This window comes from Streptomyces canarius, assembly GCF_014650735.1.
GTDB lineage: Bacteria > Actinomycetota > Actinomycetes > Streptomycetales > Streptomycetaceae > Streptomyces > Streptomyces olivaceoviridis.
This window is the reverse complement of sequence record NZ_BMVN01000002.1, coordinates 103,585-118,404: the sequence shown is the minus strand read 5'-3', so window position 1 is coordinate 118,404 and position 14,820 is coordinate 103,585. Positions and strand designations below refer to the sequence as shown.

Annotated in this window: 14 protein-coding genes and 1 pseudogene; 14 read left to right on the top strand and 1 reads right to left on the bottom strand. The window is 73.4% G+C overall.

The annotated features are described in order from the left end of the window. The first annotated feature begins 24 nt into the window (after positions 1–24). The 8 genes and pseudogenes from IE294_RS02970 (at position 25) to IE294_RS02935 (ending at position 8,592) form a co-directional block, all read left to right on the top strand. A complete protein-coding gene (locus tag IE294_RS02970) occupies positions 25–1,131 on the top strand; it encodes a quinone-dependent dihydroorotate dehydrogenase (RefSeq protein ID WP_189881995.1) in 1,107 nt (368 codons plus the stop codon). Next, complete coding sequence (gene pyrF, locus IE294_RS02965; RefSeq protein WP_189881993.1) at positions 1,128–1,973, top strand: orotidine-5'-phosphate decarboxylase; 846 nt, start codon at positions 1,128–1,130, stop codon at positions 1,971–1,973. Before IE294_RS02970 ends, pyrF begins: the two co-directional genes overlap by 4 nt. A 298-nt stretch (positions 1,974–2,271) precedes the next feature. Then, positions 2,272–2,595: an integration host factor gene (locus IE294_RS02960; protein WP_003977346.1), complete on the top strand. Its 324-nt coding sequence runs from the start codon at positions 2,272–2,274 to the stop codon at positions 2,593–2,595. A gap of 27 nt (positions 2,596–2,622) precedes the next feature. Continuing rightward, positions 2,623–3,213 (top strand): annotated as a pseudogene (gene gmk, locus IE294_RS02955) (guanylate kinase); the annotation flags it as partial. A 53-nt stretch (positions 3,214–3,266) separates the two neighbouring features. Beyond that, on the top strand, positions 3,267–3,539 hold the full coding sequence (gene rpoZ / locus IE294_RS02950; RefSeq protein ID WP_030620214.1) for a DNA-directed RNA polymerase subunit omega: 273 nt from the start codon (positions 3,267–3,269) through the stop codon (positions 3,537–3,539). Between the two features lie 129 nt (positions 3,540–3,668). After that, on the top strand, positions 3,669–4,871 hold the full coding sequence (coaBC, locus tag IE294_RS02945) for a bifunctional phosphopantothenoylcysteine decarboxylase/phosphopantothenate--cysteine ligase CoaBC (protein WP_189882527.1): 1,203 nt from the start codon (positions 3,669–3,671) through the stop codon (positions 4,869–4,871). Between the two features lie 249 nt (positions 4,872–5,120). Beyond that, on the top strand, positions 5,121–6,329 hold the full coding sequence (gene metK, locus IE294_RS02940) for a methionine adenosyltransferase (RefSeq protein ID WP_189881989.1): 1,209 nt from the start codon (positions 5,121–5,123) through the stop codon (positions 6,327–6,329). A gap of 115 nt (positions 6,330–6,444) precedes the next feature. Next, positions 6,445–8,592 (top strand): primosomal protein N', encoded by a 2,148-nt coding sequence (locus tag IE294_RS02935; protein ID WP_189881987.1) that lies wholly within the window; start codon positions 6,445–6,447, stop codon positions 8,590–8,592. 112 nt (positions 8,593–8,704) lie between these two features. Here the strand turns inward: IE294_RS02935 and IE294_RS02930 are convergent, their stop codons facing one another. After that, positions 8,705–9,235: a hypothetical protein gene (locus IE294_RS02930; protein ID WP_189881985.1), complete on the bottom strand. Its 531-nt coding sequence runs from the start codon at positions 9,233–9,235 to the stop codon at positions 8,705–8,707. 214 nt (positions 9,236–9,449) lie between these two features. On the opposite strand from IE294_RS02930, the gene fmt reads away from it, so the two are divergent. The 6 genes from fmt (at position 9,450) to IE294_RS02900 (ending at position 14,764) form a co-directional block, all read left to right on the top strand. Further along, the gene (fmt, locus tag IE294_RS02925; protein WP_189881983.1) at positions 9,450–10,382 is read left to right on the top strand and encodes a methionyl-tRNA formyltransferase; all 933 of its coding nucleotides are present in this window, start codon (positions 9,450–9,452) and stop codon (positions 10,380–10,382) included. A 246-nt stretch (positions 10,383–10,628) separates the two neighbouring features. Further along, a complete protein-coding gene (locus IE294_RS02920) occupies positions 10,629–12,047 on the top strand; it encodes an RsmB/NOP family class I SAM-dependent RNA methyltransferase (RefSeq protein ID WP_189881981.1) in 1,419 nt (472 codons plus the stop codon). 120 nt (positions 12,048–12,167) lie between these two features. Further along, the gene (gene rpe / locus IE294_RS02915) at positions 12,168–12,869 is read left to right on the top strand and encodes a ribulose-phosphate 3-epimerase (RefSeq protein WP_189881979.1); all 702 of its coding nucleotides are present in this window, start codon (positions 12,168–12,170) and stop codon (positions 12,867–12,869) included. A 75-nt stretch (positions 12,870–12,944) separates the two neighbouring features. Next, positions 12,945–13,988, top strand: a complete 1,044-nt coding sequence (locus IE294_RS02910) for a sugar-binding transcriptional regulator (protein WP_189814922.1) — start codon at positions 12,945–12,947, stop codon at positions 13,986–13,988. 51 nt (positions 13,989–14,039) lie between these two features. After that, positions 14,040–14,438: a guanyl-specific ribonuclease gene (locus IE294_RS02905; RefSeq protein ID WP_189881977.1), complete on the top strand. Its 399-nt coding sequence runs from the start codon at positions 14,040–14,042 to the stop codon at positions 14,436–14,438. Continuing rightward, positions 14,435–14,764, top strand: coding sequence for a barstar family protein (locus tag IE294_RS02900; RefSeq protein ID WP_189881975.1), 330 nt, complete (start codon positions 14,435–14,437; stop codon positions 14,762–14,764). The genes IE294_RS02905 and IE294_RS02900 overlap by 4 nt, the downstream gene beginning before the upstream one ends. Positions 14,765–14,820: the final 56 nt, after the last annotated feature.

The window sequence follows — 14,820 nt, the reverse complement described above, 5'->3', positions numbered from 1 at the left end:
TGTCCCCCTCTTCGTGAGGACACCATGTACAAGATCTTTTTCAAGCTGGTCTTCCAGCGCATGGATCCCGAGAAGGCCCACTACCTGGCCTTCCGCTGGATCCGCCTCGCCGTCCGCGTCCCGGTGCTGCGCACCTTCGTCGCCGCCGCCCTCGCGCCCCGCCACAAGGAGCTGCGCACGGAGGCGTTCGGACTGCGCATGCACGGCCCGTTCGGGCTCGCGGCCGGGTTCGACAAGAACGCGGTGGCCATCGACGGAATGTCGATGCTGGGCTTCGACCATGTCGAGATCGGCACGGTGACGGGGGAGGCGCAGCCCGGCAACCCCAGGAAGCGGCTGTTCCGGCTCGTCGCGGACCGCGCGCTGATCAACCGCATGGGCTTCAACAACGACGGCTCCCTTGCGGTGGCGGCCCGCCTGGCCACCCGTGAGCCGGTCTTCAAGACGGTGGTCGGCGTCAACATCGGCAAGACCAAGGCCGTCCCGGAGGCGGAGGCCGTCGCCGACTACGTGAAGTCCGCCGAGCGCCTCGCGCCGTACGCGGACTACCTGGTCGTCAACGTCTCCTCGCCGAACACGCCCGGTCTGCGCAACCTCCAGGCGGTGGACCACCTGCGTCCGCTGCTCACCGCGGTGCGCGGGGCCGCCGACCGTACGGTCGCGCACCGGCGCGTCCCGCTGCTGGTGAAGATCGCCCCCGATCTCGCCGACGAGGACGTCGACGCGGTCGCCGACCTCGCCGTGGAGCTGGGCCTGGACGGCATCATCGCCACCAACACCACCATCGCGCGCGAGGGCCTCGGCCTGCGGTCCCCCGCCGCGCTGGTCAAGGAGACCGGCGGCCTGTCCGGCGCCCCGCTCAAGGAGCGCTCCCTGGAGGTCCTGCGCCGCCTGTACGCGCGCGTGGGCGACCGGATCACCCTGGTGGGCGTCGGGGGCGTCGAGACCGCCGAGGACGCCTGGCAGCGCATCCTGGCCGGTGCCACGCTGGTCCAGGGCTACAGCGCCTTCGTCTACGAGGGCCCCTTCTGGTGCCGCGCGATCCACAAGGGCCTCGCCGCCCGTCTGCGCACCAGCCCGTACGCCACCCTCGCCGACGCGGTCGGCGCCGACGTGAGGAAGTCCGCATGAGCCCGTTGGAGCCCTTCGGCGCCCGGCTGCGCCGCGCCATGGACGAGCGCGGGCCGCTGTGCGTCGGTATCGACCCGCACGCCTCCCTGCTCGCCGAGTGGGGTCTGGACGACGACGTCGCCGGCCTGGAGCGGTTCAGCCGCACGGTCGTCGAGGCCGTGGCCGACCGGGTGGCCGTCCTGAAGCCGCAGAGCGCCTTCTTCGAGCGGTTCGGCTCGCGCGGCCTCGCCGTCCTGGAGAAGTCGGTCCAGGAGGCGCGCGCGGCCGGCGCCCTGGTCGTGATGGACGCCAAGCGCGGCGACATCGGCTCGACCATGGCCGCCTACGCCGAGGCGTTCCTCCGCCCCGGCGCCCCGCTGTTCTCCGACGCCCTGACCGTCTCGCCGTACCTCGGCTACGGCTCGCTGAGCCCGGCCGTCGCGCTCGCCCGGGAGAGCGGGGCCGGCCTGTTCGTGCTGGCGCTGACCTCGAACCCGGAGGGCGGCGAGGTGCAGCACGCGGTCCGCGCCGACGGCCGGACCGTGGGGGCGACCGTGCTGGCCCACCTGGCGGCCGAGAACGCGGGGGAGGAGCCGCTGGGCTCCTTCGGCGCGGTCGTCGGTGCCACGCTCGGCGACCTGTCCTCGTACGACCTCGCTGTCAACGGCCCGCTCCTCGCGCCGGGCATCGGTGCCCAGGGCGCGACCCCGGCCGATCTCCCCCGGGTGTTCGGGGCGGCCGTCCGCAATGTCGTGCCCAACGTCAGCCGGGGTGTTCTGCGTCACGGTCCCGACGTCAGCGCGCTGCGCGGGGCGGCGGAGCGGTTCGCGGGGGAGATCCGGGCGGCCGTCGCCGGTGTCTGAACCCCGGGCGCGTGCTCGGCTGAGCGGGATCACGCCGACTTGAGGGTGAATACATCCTCAAATCAGGGGCATTATGTCTGAAATGTCCAGCCTGACGGAGGCTGACCAGGACTTTTCCGCTGTTCTCGCTGACTCTGGCGGACTTGCCCGCTAGTCTCCGAGCAGTGGGGGCACCTCCCGCGCCCCTCAGGCAGTGGGGGAGGACGGGCAGCGTGTTGCTCGTGGCTCCCCAGGTGTGGGGCGACTAGGTTCCTCACCGGTCCGTATCCGACAGTTCGACATCCGAGGTGACGTAGGCGTGGCTCTTCCGCCCCTTACCCCTGAACAGCGCGCAGCCGCGCTCGAAAAGGCCGCCGCGGCTCGCCGGGAGCGGGCCGAGGTCAAGAATCGACTCAAGCACTCCGGCGCCTCCCTGCACGAGGTCATCAAGCAGGGCCAGGAAAACGACGTCATCGGCAAGATGAAGGTCTCCGCGCTGCTGGAGTCCCTGCCGGGCGTGGGCAAGGTCCGCGCCAAGCAGATCATGGAGCGTCTGGGCATCTCCGAGAGCCGCCGCGTGCGCGGTCTCGGTTCCAACCAGATCGCCTCCCTGGAGCGTGAGTTCGGCAGCACCGGCTCCTGAGTCCGCCGCCCGGCGGACCGGGAGTCCCGGGCACTCCGGGATTGCTGGAATAATCGCTGCATGAGTGAACGTCCGCGGCTGACCGTGCTCTCCGGCCCCTCGGGGGTCGGCAAGAGCACGGTCGTCGCCCATATGCGCAAGGAATACCCCGAGGTCTGGCTCTCGGTCTCGGCGACGACCCGCAAGCCGCGCCCCGGCGAGCAGCACGGAGTCCACTACTTCTTCGTCACCGACGAGGAGATGGACAAGCTGATCGCCAACGGCGAGCTGCTGGAGTGGGCCGAGTTCGCCGGCAACCGCTACGGCACCCCCCGCGCGGCGGTGCTGGAGCGGCTGGAGAACGGCGAGCCCGTCCTGCTGGAGATCGACCTCCAGGGCGCACGGCAGGTCCGCGAGTCCATGGCCGACGCCCAGCTGGTGTTCCTCGCTCCGCCCTCCTGGGAGGAGCTGGTGCGCAGGCTGACCGGCCGGGGGACCGAGCCGCCCGAGGTCATCGACCGCCGCCTGGCGGCGGCGAAGACCGAGCTGGCGGCCGAGCCGGAGTTCGATACGACCTTGGTCAACACCTCCGTCGAGGACGTGGCCCGCGAGCTGCTAGCCTTGATGGACGTTGTGTGATCGTGACTGTGATCACGATGTCTGATTCTTTCCCATCCATCGGAAGGTAGAGCGTGTCCTCTTCCATCACCGCGCCCGAGGGCATCATCAACCCGCCGATCGACGAGCTTCTTGAGGCGACCGACTCGAAGTACAGCCTCGTGATCTACGCGGCCAAGCGTGCCCGCCAGATCAACGCGTACTACTCCCAGCTCGGTGAGGGCCTCCTGGAGTACGTGGGTCCGCTCGTCGACACCCACGTCCACGAGAAGCCGCTGTCGATCGCCCTGCGCGAGATCAACGCAGGTCTGCTGACCTCCGAGGCCGTCGACGGCCCGGCGCAGTAGTACTTTCAGATTGCGACTGACTTATCCACAGGCCCGGCAGTCACTCCCCCCAGCCAACGCCGGGGGGACCCCCTGCCGGGCCTGTGGTGTGTCATGGGTGGTGCAGATTCTCGAATGCGAGGAGCCATGGTGGACAAGCCGAAGGTCGTGCTGGGGGTCAGCGGTGGCATCGCCGCCTACAAGGCCTGTGAGCTGCTGAGAAGGTTCACGGAGTCGGGCCATGGCGTCCGCGTCGTGCCGACCGCCTCCGCGCTGCACTTCGTCGGCGCCGCCACCTGGTCCGCGCTGTCCGGCAACCCCGTCGCCACCGAGGTCTGGGACGACGTCCACCAGGTGCCCCACGTCCGCATCGGCCAGCACGCCGACCTGGTCGTCGTGGCCCCGGCCACCGCCGACATGCTCGCCAAGGCCGCCCACGGCCTCGCCGACGACCTGCTGACCAACACCCTCCTCACCGCCCGCTGCCCGGTCGTCTTCGCCCCGGCCATGCACACCGAGATGTGGGAGCACCCGGCCACCCAGGAGAACGTGGCCACGCTGCGCCGCCGCGGCGCCGTCGTCATCGAGCCCGCCGTCGGCCGCCTCACCGGCGTCGACACCGGCAAGGGCCGGCTGCCCGACCCGGCGGAGATCTTCGAGGTGTGCCGCCGGGTGCTGGCCCGCGGCGTCACCGAGCCCGACCTCCGGGGGCGGCACGTCGTCGTCTCCGCCGGCGGCACCCGCGAGCCGCTGGACCCGGTCCGCTTCCTCGGCAACCGCTCCTCCGGCAAGCAGGGCTACGCCCTCGCCCGCACCGCCGCGGCCCGGGGCGCCCGGGTGACCCTGGTCTCCGCCAACGCCGGCCTGCCCGACCCGGCGGGCGTGGACGTCGTCCGGGTCGGCACCGCCGTGCAGCTGCGCGAGGCCGTCCTCAAGGCCGCCGCGGACGCCGACGCGGTGGTGATGGCCGCCGCCGTCGCCGACTTCCGCCCGGCCGTCTACGCCACCGGGAAGATCAAGAAGAGGGACGGCCAGGACCCGGACCCGATCGTCCTGGTGCGAAATCCGGACATTCTCGCGGAGATCTCCGCCGACCGCGCCCGGCCGGGGCAGGTCGTCGTCGGCTTCGCCGCCGAGACCGACGACGTCCTCGCCAACGGCCGCGCCAAGCTCGCCCGCAAGGGCTGCGACCTGCTCGTGGTCAACGAGGTGGGGGAGGCCAGGACCTTCGGCTCCGAGGAGAACGAGGCTGTCGTCCTGGGCGCCGACGGCAGCGAGACCCCGGTGCCCCACGGCCCCAAGGAAGCCCTGGCCGATACCGTCTGGGACCTGGTCGTACGGCGTCTGGCCTAATGCCGGCCAGGCGACCGGGCGAACCCGACGTCAAGGTCACTCAGCGTCGAAATCAGGTGTGGCGGCCCTGGCCAAGGCCGCTCGCCATTGTGCAGAATGCCCGTGCCGCAGGTCACAGCGCTCCCGAGAGGCGAGACAGTGGCCCGCCGGTCGAGTGCGACAGATAAACTGTTCACGGTCGACGCCAGGCGCAGCCCCGCGCCGACCGTAAATGATCAGCCAGCAGCCGCTGCAACCACAGGGAGCGTTGTGTCCCGTCGCCTGTTCACCTCGGAGTCCGTGACCGAGGGTCACCCCGACAAGATCGCTGACCAGATCAGCGACACCATTCTCGACGCGCTCCTGCGCGAGGACCCGTCTTCCCGGGTCGCCGTGGAGACGCTCATCACCACCGGCCTGGTGCACGTGGCCGGCGAGGTGACGACGAAGGCGTACGCGGACATCGCGACCCTCGTCCGCAGCACGGTCCTGGGGATCGGCTACGACTCCTCCAAGAAGGGCTTCGACGGCGCCTCCTGCGGTGTCTCGGTGTCCATCGGCGCGCAGTCCCCGGACATCGCGCAGGGTGTCGACGCGGCGTACGAGGCCCGGGTCGAGGGCGACGAGGACGAGCTGGACCGGCAGGGCGCGGGCGACCAGGGCCTGATGTTCGGCTACGCGTCCGACGAGACGCCGACCCTGATGCCGCTGCCGATCTTCCTGGCGCACCGGCTGTCCAAGCGCCTGTCCGAGGTCCGCAAGAACGGCACGATCCCCTACCTGCGTCCGGACGGCAAGACGCAGGTCACCATCGAGTACGACGGCGACAAGGCCGTCCGCCTGGACACGGTGGTGGTCTCCTCCCAGCACGCCTCCGACATCGACCTGGAGTCGCTGCTCGCCCCGGACATCCGTGAGTTCGTGGTGGAGCCGGAGCTGAAGGCGCTGCTGGAAGAAGGCATCAAGCTGGACACCGAGGGCTACCGGCTGCTGGTCAACCCGACCGGCCGCTTCGAGATCGGCGGCCCGATGGGCGACGCCGGCCTGACCGGCCGCAAGATCATCATCGACACCTACGGCGGTATGGCCCGGCACGGCGGTGGCGCCTTCTCCGGCAAGGACCCGTCCAAGGTGGACCGCTCGGCGGCGTACGCGATGCGCTGGGTGGCGAAGAACGTGGTGGCGGCGGGCCTGGCCTCCCGCTGCGAGGTCCAGGTCGCCTACGCGATCGGCAAGGCCGAGCCGGTGGGCCTGTTCGTGGAGACCTTCGGCACCCACAAGATCGAGCCGGAGAAGATCGAGAAGGCGATCGACGAGGTCTTCGACCTCCGCCCGGCCGCGATCATCCGCGACCTCGACCTGCTCCGCCCGATCTACGCCCAGACGGCGGCCTACGGCCACTTCGGCCGCGAGCTGCCCGACTTCACCTGGGAGCGCACGGACCGCGTGGACGCCCTGCGCAAGGCCGTGGGCCTGTAACCCCGGCCCACCCGCCCTCGCCGGGGCCCGGTTCCCTTCGGGGGGCCGGGCCCCGGCGTCGCCGTCGCACCGGCGGACCGGCCGCGTTGTCAGTGGGGTTTGCGAGAATGCAAGCGTGAGCAGCGAGAACGGGTCGGGGGGTGGCGGGGCCGAGGGGGCGCCGCCGGAGCAGCTCGCGCTCATCCGGGAGAGCGTGCGGAAGGCGAAGGTGCCGCGCGCCAAGCCCCGGACCTGGCGGGGGGCCGCGCTCGCCGAGGAGCTGCCCGTCGCACGGGTGCTGGTCGACAAGGGCGTCCTGCACCTCGACCGGTACTTCGACTACGCCGTGCCCGCGGAGCTGGACGCGGACGCCCGGCCCGGGGTGCGGGTGCGGGTGCGGTTCGGGGCCGGGCGGCACCGGGTGCGCGACGGACGCCGGGAGGGCGGCGGGCTCATCGACGGCTTCCTCGTCGAGCGGCGCGCCGAGTCCGACTACTCCGGACCGCTGGCCGCGCTCGCCCAGGTCGTGTCGCCCGAGCCGGTGCTGAGCGAGGAACTGCTCGGCCTCGCCCGGGCCGTCGCCGACCGGTACGCGGGCAGCCTGGCCGATGTCCTCCAGCTGGCCGTGCCCCCGCGCAGCGCCCGCGCCGAGCAGCGCCCGTCCCCCGAGCCGCTGCCCCCGCCCACGGCACCGGAGCACGGCTCCTGGGGCCGGTACGAGCACGGGGGTGCCTTCCTCGACGCCCTGGCCTCCGGAGGGGCTCCCAGGGCCGTGTGGAACGCGCTGCCGGGACCGCTGTGGAGCGAGGAACTGGCCCGGGCCGTCGCCGCCACCCTCGCCTCCGGGCGCGGCGCCCTCGTCGTCGTACCGGACGGGCGCTCCGCCGCGCGCGTGGACGCCGCGCTCACCGCGCTGCTCGGCACCGGCCGGCACGCGCTGCTCACCGCCGACGCCGGGCCCGAGAAGCGGTACGCGCAGTGGCTGGCGGTGCGGCGCGGTTCCGTGCGTGCCGTCGTCGGGACCCGGGCGGCGATGTTCGCGCCCGTCCAGGATCTGGGCCTCGTCGCGATCTGGGACGACGGGGACGACAGCCACAGCGAGCCGCACGCCCCGCAGCCGCACGCCCGCGACGTCCTGCTGCTGCGCGCCGCACTCGACAAGTGCGCCTTTCTGCTGGGCAGTTGGAGCTGCACCGTGGAGGCCGCCCAGCTCGTCGAGAGCGGCTGGGCCCGGCCGTTGGTCGCCGGGCGGGAGCAGGTGCGCCGGACCGCGCCCCTCGTCCGGACGGTCGGGGACGACGACCTCGCGCGTGACGAGGCCGCCCGCGCCGCGCGGCTGCCCACGCTCGCCTGGCAGGCGGCCCGTGAGGGGCTGCGGCACGGGCCGGTGCTGGTGCAGGTGCCCCGGCGTGGTTACGCGCCCCGCATGGCCTGTGCCCGGTGCCGGGCGCCCGCCCGGTGCCGGCACTGCTCCGGCCCGCTCCAGGGACAGGACGCGGGCGTCTTGCGCTGCGGGTGGTGCGGGCGCGAGGAGGGCGCCTGGCACTGCCCGGAGTGCGGCGGCTTCCGGCTCCGCGCCCAGGTCGTGGGCGCGCGCCGGACCGCCGAGGAGCTGGGGCGGGCCTTCCCCGCCGTACCGGTGCGCACCTCGGGGCGCGAGCATGTGCTGGACACCGTCCCGGACACGCCCGCGCTGGTCGTCAGCACCCCGGGCGCGGAACCGGTCGCCGAGGGCGGCTATGCGGCGGCCCTGCTGCTGGACGGCTGGGCCATGCTCGTACGACCGGACCTGCGGGCCGGGGAGGACGCGCTGCGCCGGTGGATCGCGGCCGGGGTGCTGGTGCGGCCCCAGAGCGAGGGCGGCACGGTGGTCGTGGTGGCCGAGCCGACCCTGCGGCCCGTCCAGGCGCTGGTGCGGTGGGACCCGGTCGGGCATGCCGTGCGGGAGCTGGCCGAGCGGGCCGAACTGGGCTTCCCGCCGGTGTCCCGGATGGCGGCCGTGTCCGGGCCGCCCGCGGCCGTCGCCGAGTTCCTGGCGGCGGTCGACCTGCCGCCGGACGCCGAGGTGCTGGGACCGGTGCCGCTGCCGCCGTCCCCGCCCGGCGGAGCCCGCAGACCCGGCGCCCCGCCGCCCGGCGAACACTGGGACCGGGCACTGGTCCGCGTACCACCGGGCAGCGGCTCGGCACTGGCGACGGCCCTGAAGACCGCCCAGGCGGCGCGGATGGCACGGGGGAGCGGGGAGGCGGTCCGGGTGCGGATCGATCCGCCGGACATCGGGTGACGGGCGCACGCCGAGCCGGTGAGGACACCGGGCTCACGCGACGGTCCGGCCGGATGGGAAGACACGCCCGCCCTCCCGGACCCGGTCCGGGAGGGCAGCGGTGAGGGGGGTGTCAGCCGTTGCGGGGGCCCGGGAAGGCCGTCGGGCGGGCGTCGTCGCGCAGGGTCGGGCTGCCCGCGGTCGGCTGGGTGGGCATGGAGCGGGCCGCGGGGACCGTGGGCAGCCCGGTGTTCACGTTGATCGTGCGGGTGCCGGACGGCTCCGGCGTCCGCTCCGACTCCGCCGCCTGGGCCGCGGCGCGGCGGGCGCCGTACCGGCGGTGCACCGCCTGCTTGGTGACCCCGAGCGCGGAGCCCACCGCGTCCCACGAGAAGCCGAGCGAGCGGTCGAAGTCCACGGCGGCCGTGACCAGGGTCTCGACACTGTCCCGGAGTTCCTGGGCGAGGCGGACCGTCGGGGCGGGAGCGCGTCCGTAGACGACGAAGCCCGTGGACGGGCCGGAGCGGCGCGGGCGGTAGACGTTGCCCAACTGGGCGGTGAGCGTGCGCAGCGCGTCCACCTGCCGGCGGACCCTCTCGATGTCCCGCACCAGCAAGTGCAGGCTGGCCCGAGCCTGGGCGTCGTGGGTTGCGTGGTCGGCCATGAACAAGCCTCTCGAACCGGCGTTGAAAGGAATTGGGCCGCGAAAGCGGCCCGATGTGGTCAACTCTGTCTTGACCAACGCGCCTGCGCTCCGCTGGTCACGGGGTGGGGGCGTACGGGCATATGCGTACGCCGCCCACCCGCTCGCGCGCCGCCCATGGTCATAGACTGGTGCGCTGCCCGCCGACCCCCGCCCGAGAGGCCCGATCCCGCCCATGAAGCTCGTCTTCGCCGGTACCCCCGAGGTCGCCGTTCCCGCCCTGGACGCTCTGCTCGCCTCCGGGCGGCACGAGGTGGCCGCCGTCGTCACGCGGCCCGACGCCCCCGCCGGGCGCGGACGCAGGCTGGTCGCGTCGCCCGTGGCCGAGCGGGCGGAGGAGGCCGGGATCGAGGTGCTCAAGCCGCTGAAGCCCCGGGACCCGGAGTTCCTGGAGCGGCTGCGGGAGATCGCCCCGGACTGCTGCCCGGTCGTCGCCTACGGCGCCCTGCTGCCGAAGGCCGCCCTGGACATCCCCGCCCACGGCTGGGTCAACCTGCACTTCTCGCTGCTGCCCGCCTGGCGCGGCGCCGCGCCGGTCCAGCACGCCATCATGGCGGGCGACGAGATCACCGGGGCGTCCACCTTCCTCATCGAGGAGGGGCTGGACTCCGGGCCCGTCTACGGCACCGTGACCGAGGGGATCCGCCCCACCGACACCAGCGGCGACCTGCTCACCCGGCTCGCCTTCGCGGGCTCGGGGCTGCTCGCCGCGACCATGGACGGCATCGAGGACGGCACGCTGAAGGCCGTACCGCAGCCCGCCGAGGGCATCACCGTGGCGCCGAAGATCACCGTCGAGGACGCCCAGGTGGACTGGGCCGCGCCCGCGTTGCGCGTCGACCGGGTCGTGCGCGGCTGCACGCCCGCGCCGGGTGCCTGGACCACCTTCCGCGGCGAGCGGCTCAAGCTCGTCCAGGTCACGCCGGTGCCCGAGCGCACGGACCTCGCCCCGGGCCGGCCGGCGGTGGGCAAGAACAGCGTGCACGTGGGCACGGGGTCGTACGCCGTCGAGCTGCTCTGGGTGCAGGCCCAGGGCAAGAAGCCGATGCGCGCGGCCGACTGGGCCCGCGGCGTACGCATCGCGGACGGCGAGACGCTGGGCGGCTGACGCCCTGGGCGGCGACACGGCCGACGTTTCACAGAGGGGCACGTGGGCCCCGGTGCCGGGCGGCTGATGCCCCACGCGCTGCTGTCGGCCCCGGGGCGCGGCGGCCGGCCCGTCGGCAGCGGTCGCACCCCCCGCCGGCCGTCGACCCGGCGGCGGCACGGTCGGGCCCGGGCGGTGGGCCCCCGGCCGAGTGGGGCGACGTACGCTGGAGGCGCATCCCCCCTTCACACCCGGAGCACCTTTTTCGTGAGCGAGCAGTCCCGGCGGCCCCGCAAGCCCGCCAAGCCCTACCGCCGTCCCCAGAAGGACCCCGTCCGCGTCCTGGCCTTCGAGGCGCTGCGCGCGGTGGACGAGCGGGACGCGTACGCCAACCTCGTGCTGCCCCCGCTGCTGCGGAAGGCCCGCGAGCAGGGCGACTTCGACGCCCGGGACGCCGCCCTCGCCACCGAGCTGGTGTACGGCACGCTGCGCCGGCAGGGCACGTACGACGCCGTCATCGCCGCCTGTGTCGACCGGCCGCTGCGTGAGGTCGACCCGCCGGTCCTCGACGTGCTGAGCCTGGGCGCGCACCAGTTGCTCGGCACGCGCATCCCCACGCACGCGGCCGTGTCCGCCTCGGTGGAGCTGGCCCGGGTCGTACTCGGGGACGGACGGGCCAAGTTCGTCAACGCCGTGCTGCGGAAGGTGGCCCAGGACGATCTCGACGGCTGGATCGAGAAGGTGGCGCCGCCCTACGACGAGGATCCCGAGGAGCACCTCGCCGTCGTGCACTCGCACCCCCGCTGGGTCGTCTCCGCGCTCTGGGACTCCCTCGGCGGCGGCCGGGCCGGCATCGAGCGGCTGCTGGCGGCGGACAACGAGCGGCCCGAGGTGACGCTCGTCGCCCGGCCGGGCCGGGCCACCACCGAGGAACTGCTCCGCGAGGACGCCGCCGTACCCGGGCGCTGGTCGCCGTACGCCGTGCGGCTCGCCGAGGGCGGCGAGCCCGGCGCGGTCGAGGCCGTGCGCGAGGGACGCGCCGGCGTCCAGGACGAGGGCAGCCAGCTGGTCGCCCTCGCGCTGGCGAACGCCCCGCTCGACGGCCCCGACGAGAAGTGGCTCGACGGCTGCGCCGGACCGGGCGGCAAGGCAGCGCTGCTGGCCGCGCTCGCCGCCGGGCGCGGGGCCACGCTGCTCGCCTCGGAGAAGCAGCCGCACCGGGCCGGGCTGGTGGCCCGGGCCCTGCACGGCAACCCGGGGCCGTACCAGGTCGTCGCCGCCGACGGCACCCGCCCGCCGTGGCGGCCCGGCAGCTTCGACCGGGTGCTGGTGGACGTCCCGTGCACCGGCCTCGGCGCCCTGCGCCGCCGCCCCGAGGCCCGCTGGCGGCGCCGCCCCGAGGACCTGGACGACTTCGCCCCGCTCCAGCGCGGCCTGCTGCGCACCGCCCTCGACTCCGTCCGCGTCGGCGGCGTCGTCGGCTACGCCACCTGTTCCCCGCACCTGGCGGAGACCCGCGCGGTCGTCTCCGACGTGCTCAAGCAGCGCCCGGACACCGAGCTGATCGACGCCCGCCCCCTCCTGGCCGGCGTCCCCGACCTCGGCGAGGGCCCGGACATCCAGCTCTGGCCGCACGTACACGGCACGGACGCGATGTACCTGGCCCTGATCCGCAGAACCGGATGACGCAGGGTCCCGGAAGGGGCGCGGGGAACTGCGCGATCAACCCCCACCGGCCCGCACCCGAACCCCCGCCTCAAGGGACCGCCGCTACAGCCCGGCGCAGCGACATGGCAGGCTTGGGTCATGGCCGTGCAGATCAACCCCAGCATCCTGTCCGCCGACTTCGCCCGCCTCGCGGAGGAGGCCAAGGCGGTCCAAGGCGCCGACTTCCTGCATGTCGACGTCATGGACAACCACTTCGTCCCGAACCTCACGCTCGGTGTGCCGGTCGTGGAGTCCCTGGCCCGTGCGACGGACACCCCGCTGGACTGCCATCTGATGATCGAGGACCCCGACCGGTGGGCGCCTCAGTACGTCGAGGCGGGGGCGTCGTCGGTCACCTTCCACGTGGAGGCCGCCGCCGCACCGGTGCGGCTCGCCCGGGAGCTCCGCGCCAAGGGCGCCCGCGCCTCCATGGCGCTCAAGCCGGCGACGCCGATCGAGCCGTTCGAGGACCTGCTGCCGGAACTCGACATGCTGCTCGTCATGACGGTGGAGCCCGGCTTCGGCGGCCAGGCGTTCCTCGACATCATGCTGCCGAAGATCCGCCGCACCCGTGAGTTGATCAAGAAGCATGGTCTGGAGCTGTGGTTGCAGGTCGACGGCGGGGTCTCGGCCTCGACGATCGAGCGGTGCGCGGACGCGGGAGCGGACGTGTTCGTCGCCGGCTCGGCCGTCTACGGTGCGAAGGACCCGGCGGAGGCCGTACGTGCCCTGCGCGCCCAGGCGGAGGCGGCCACCGCCAAGGCGTCCTGGGCATGCGACCACTCAGCCACGGCCAAGTGAACGGTTAAGTGAACGGCGCCCATCAGGGCAGATCAGTCGCCCCGAATCTGCAAGGATGAACGGCGAATCCAGAGTGTGAACAGCAGTGAGGAGATCGCCGTGTCGGGTATGTCGGCGGGCCGGTCAGCCATGCGGATGGGACCCGCTGAGCTGGTGCAGGCGGCGGCCATGGCCCGCCGCTTCTACCTCGAAGGCAAGTCCAAGATCCAGATCGCGGAGGAGTTCGGCGTCAGCCGCTTCAAAGTGGCCCGGGTACTGGAGACTGCCCTCGAAAGGGACCTCGTACGCATCGAGATCCGCGTGCCGGCCGAACTGGACGCCGAGCGCTCCGACGCGCTCCGCGCCCGCTACGGCCTGAGGCACGCCGTCGTGGTCGAATCCCCGGCCGAGGCCGAGGAGACCCCCGACCCCGAGAACCTCGGCGAGGTCGCCGCCGACCTGCTCGGCGAACTCGTCAACGAGGGGGACGTGCTCGGGCTGGCCTGGGGCCGGTCCACCATCCACATGGCGGCGGCGCTCGACCGGCTGCCGCCGTGCACGGTGGTGCAGCTGACGGGCGTGTACGACGCCGGGACCGCCGAGCGCGGCTCGGTGGAGGCCGTCCGCCGGGCCGCCCAGGTGTCCGGTGGCGACGCGCACCCCATCTACGCGCCGATGCTGCTGCCGGACGCGGCCACCGCGGGGGCGCTGCGCCACCAGACCGGGATCGCCCGGGCCTTCGAGTACTTCGACAAGGTCACGGTCGCCTGTGTCTCCATCGGCTCCTGGGAGCCGGGCATCTCGACCGTGCACGACATGCTCAGCGACGAGGAGCGCGCGCACTACGCCTCGCTCGGGGTCGCCGCCGAGATGTCGGCCCACCTCTTCGACGCCGAGGGGCGCCGGATCGGGCGGGACCTGGGCGAGCGGTGCATCACGGTCAAGGCCGACCAGCTGCGCCGTGTCCCGGAGGTCGTGGCCATCGCGGGCGGGCAGCGCAAGGCCGCCGCGATCGACGCGGTGCTGCGCTCCGGGCTGGTCACCAGCCTGGTGACCGACACCTCGGCCGCCGACTACCTGATGACGGCGGGCCCGACCCCGAAGCCGGCGCTCAGCCGTCAGGACCCCGACGGGGTCTGACCGGGTCCGGTGGCGGCCCGTGGCGGGACGGCCCGTGGCAGCATCGTCCGCATGCTGCCACGGTTCGTCCCCCGCGCCCTCGCCGGGCTGCTGGTCTGCCTCGCCGTTCTCCTGACGGGGTGCGCCGGCGCCTCCGGCCCCGCCTCTCAGGCGTCCCCGCCCTGGGCGCGGGGCATGGCCACCGTCCAGGAGTCCCGCCTCCCGGCCGAGGCCCGCGGGACACTCGCCCTCATCGACAAGGGCGGCCCCTTCCCCTACGCCAAGGACGGGACCGTCTTCGGGAACTTCGAAGGACGCCTGCCGGAGCACCGGCGCGGCTACTACCACGAGTACACCGTGCCGACCCCCGGCTCGCACGACCGCGGGGCCCGGCGCATCGTCACCGGGCAGGGCGGGGAGTTCTACTACAGCGATGATCACTACGAGTCGTTCCGGGCGGTACTGAGATGAGCGAAGACCTGACCGGCCGTTTCGTGGTCGCGCTCGACCTCGACGGCGTCACGGACAAGGCCGGCCTGATGGACCGCGCCGCGCGGGCCCTGTCGCTGCCCGACTGGTTCGGCCGGAACTGGGACGCGCTGGCCGACTCCCTGTCCGACCCGTCCGTGTGGCCGCAGCAGGCCGAGGACAGCGGGCTCCTGGTCGTCGTACGGGGCTGGGAGGGCTACGCGAAGGAGCGGCCCCAGGAGTGGGAGACCGCCCAGGAGGTGTTCACGCAGGCCATGGGCGTGATGCCGTCGCTCACCGTCGCCCTCGCCCTTGGAGGAACCTCCTAGCTGATCGGCGCCGACCCTGGATGATCCGTCAGGGCCTGACAGCGGCCCCGACATGG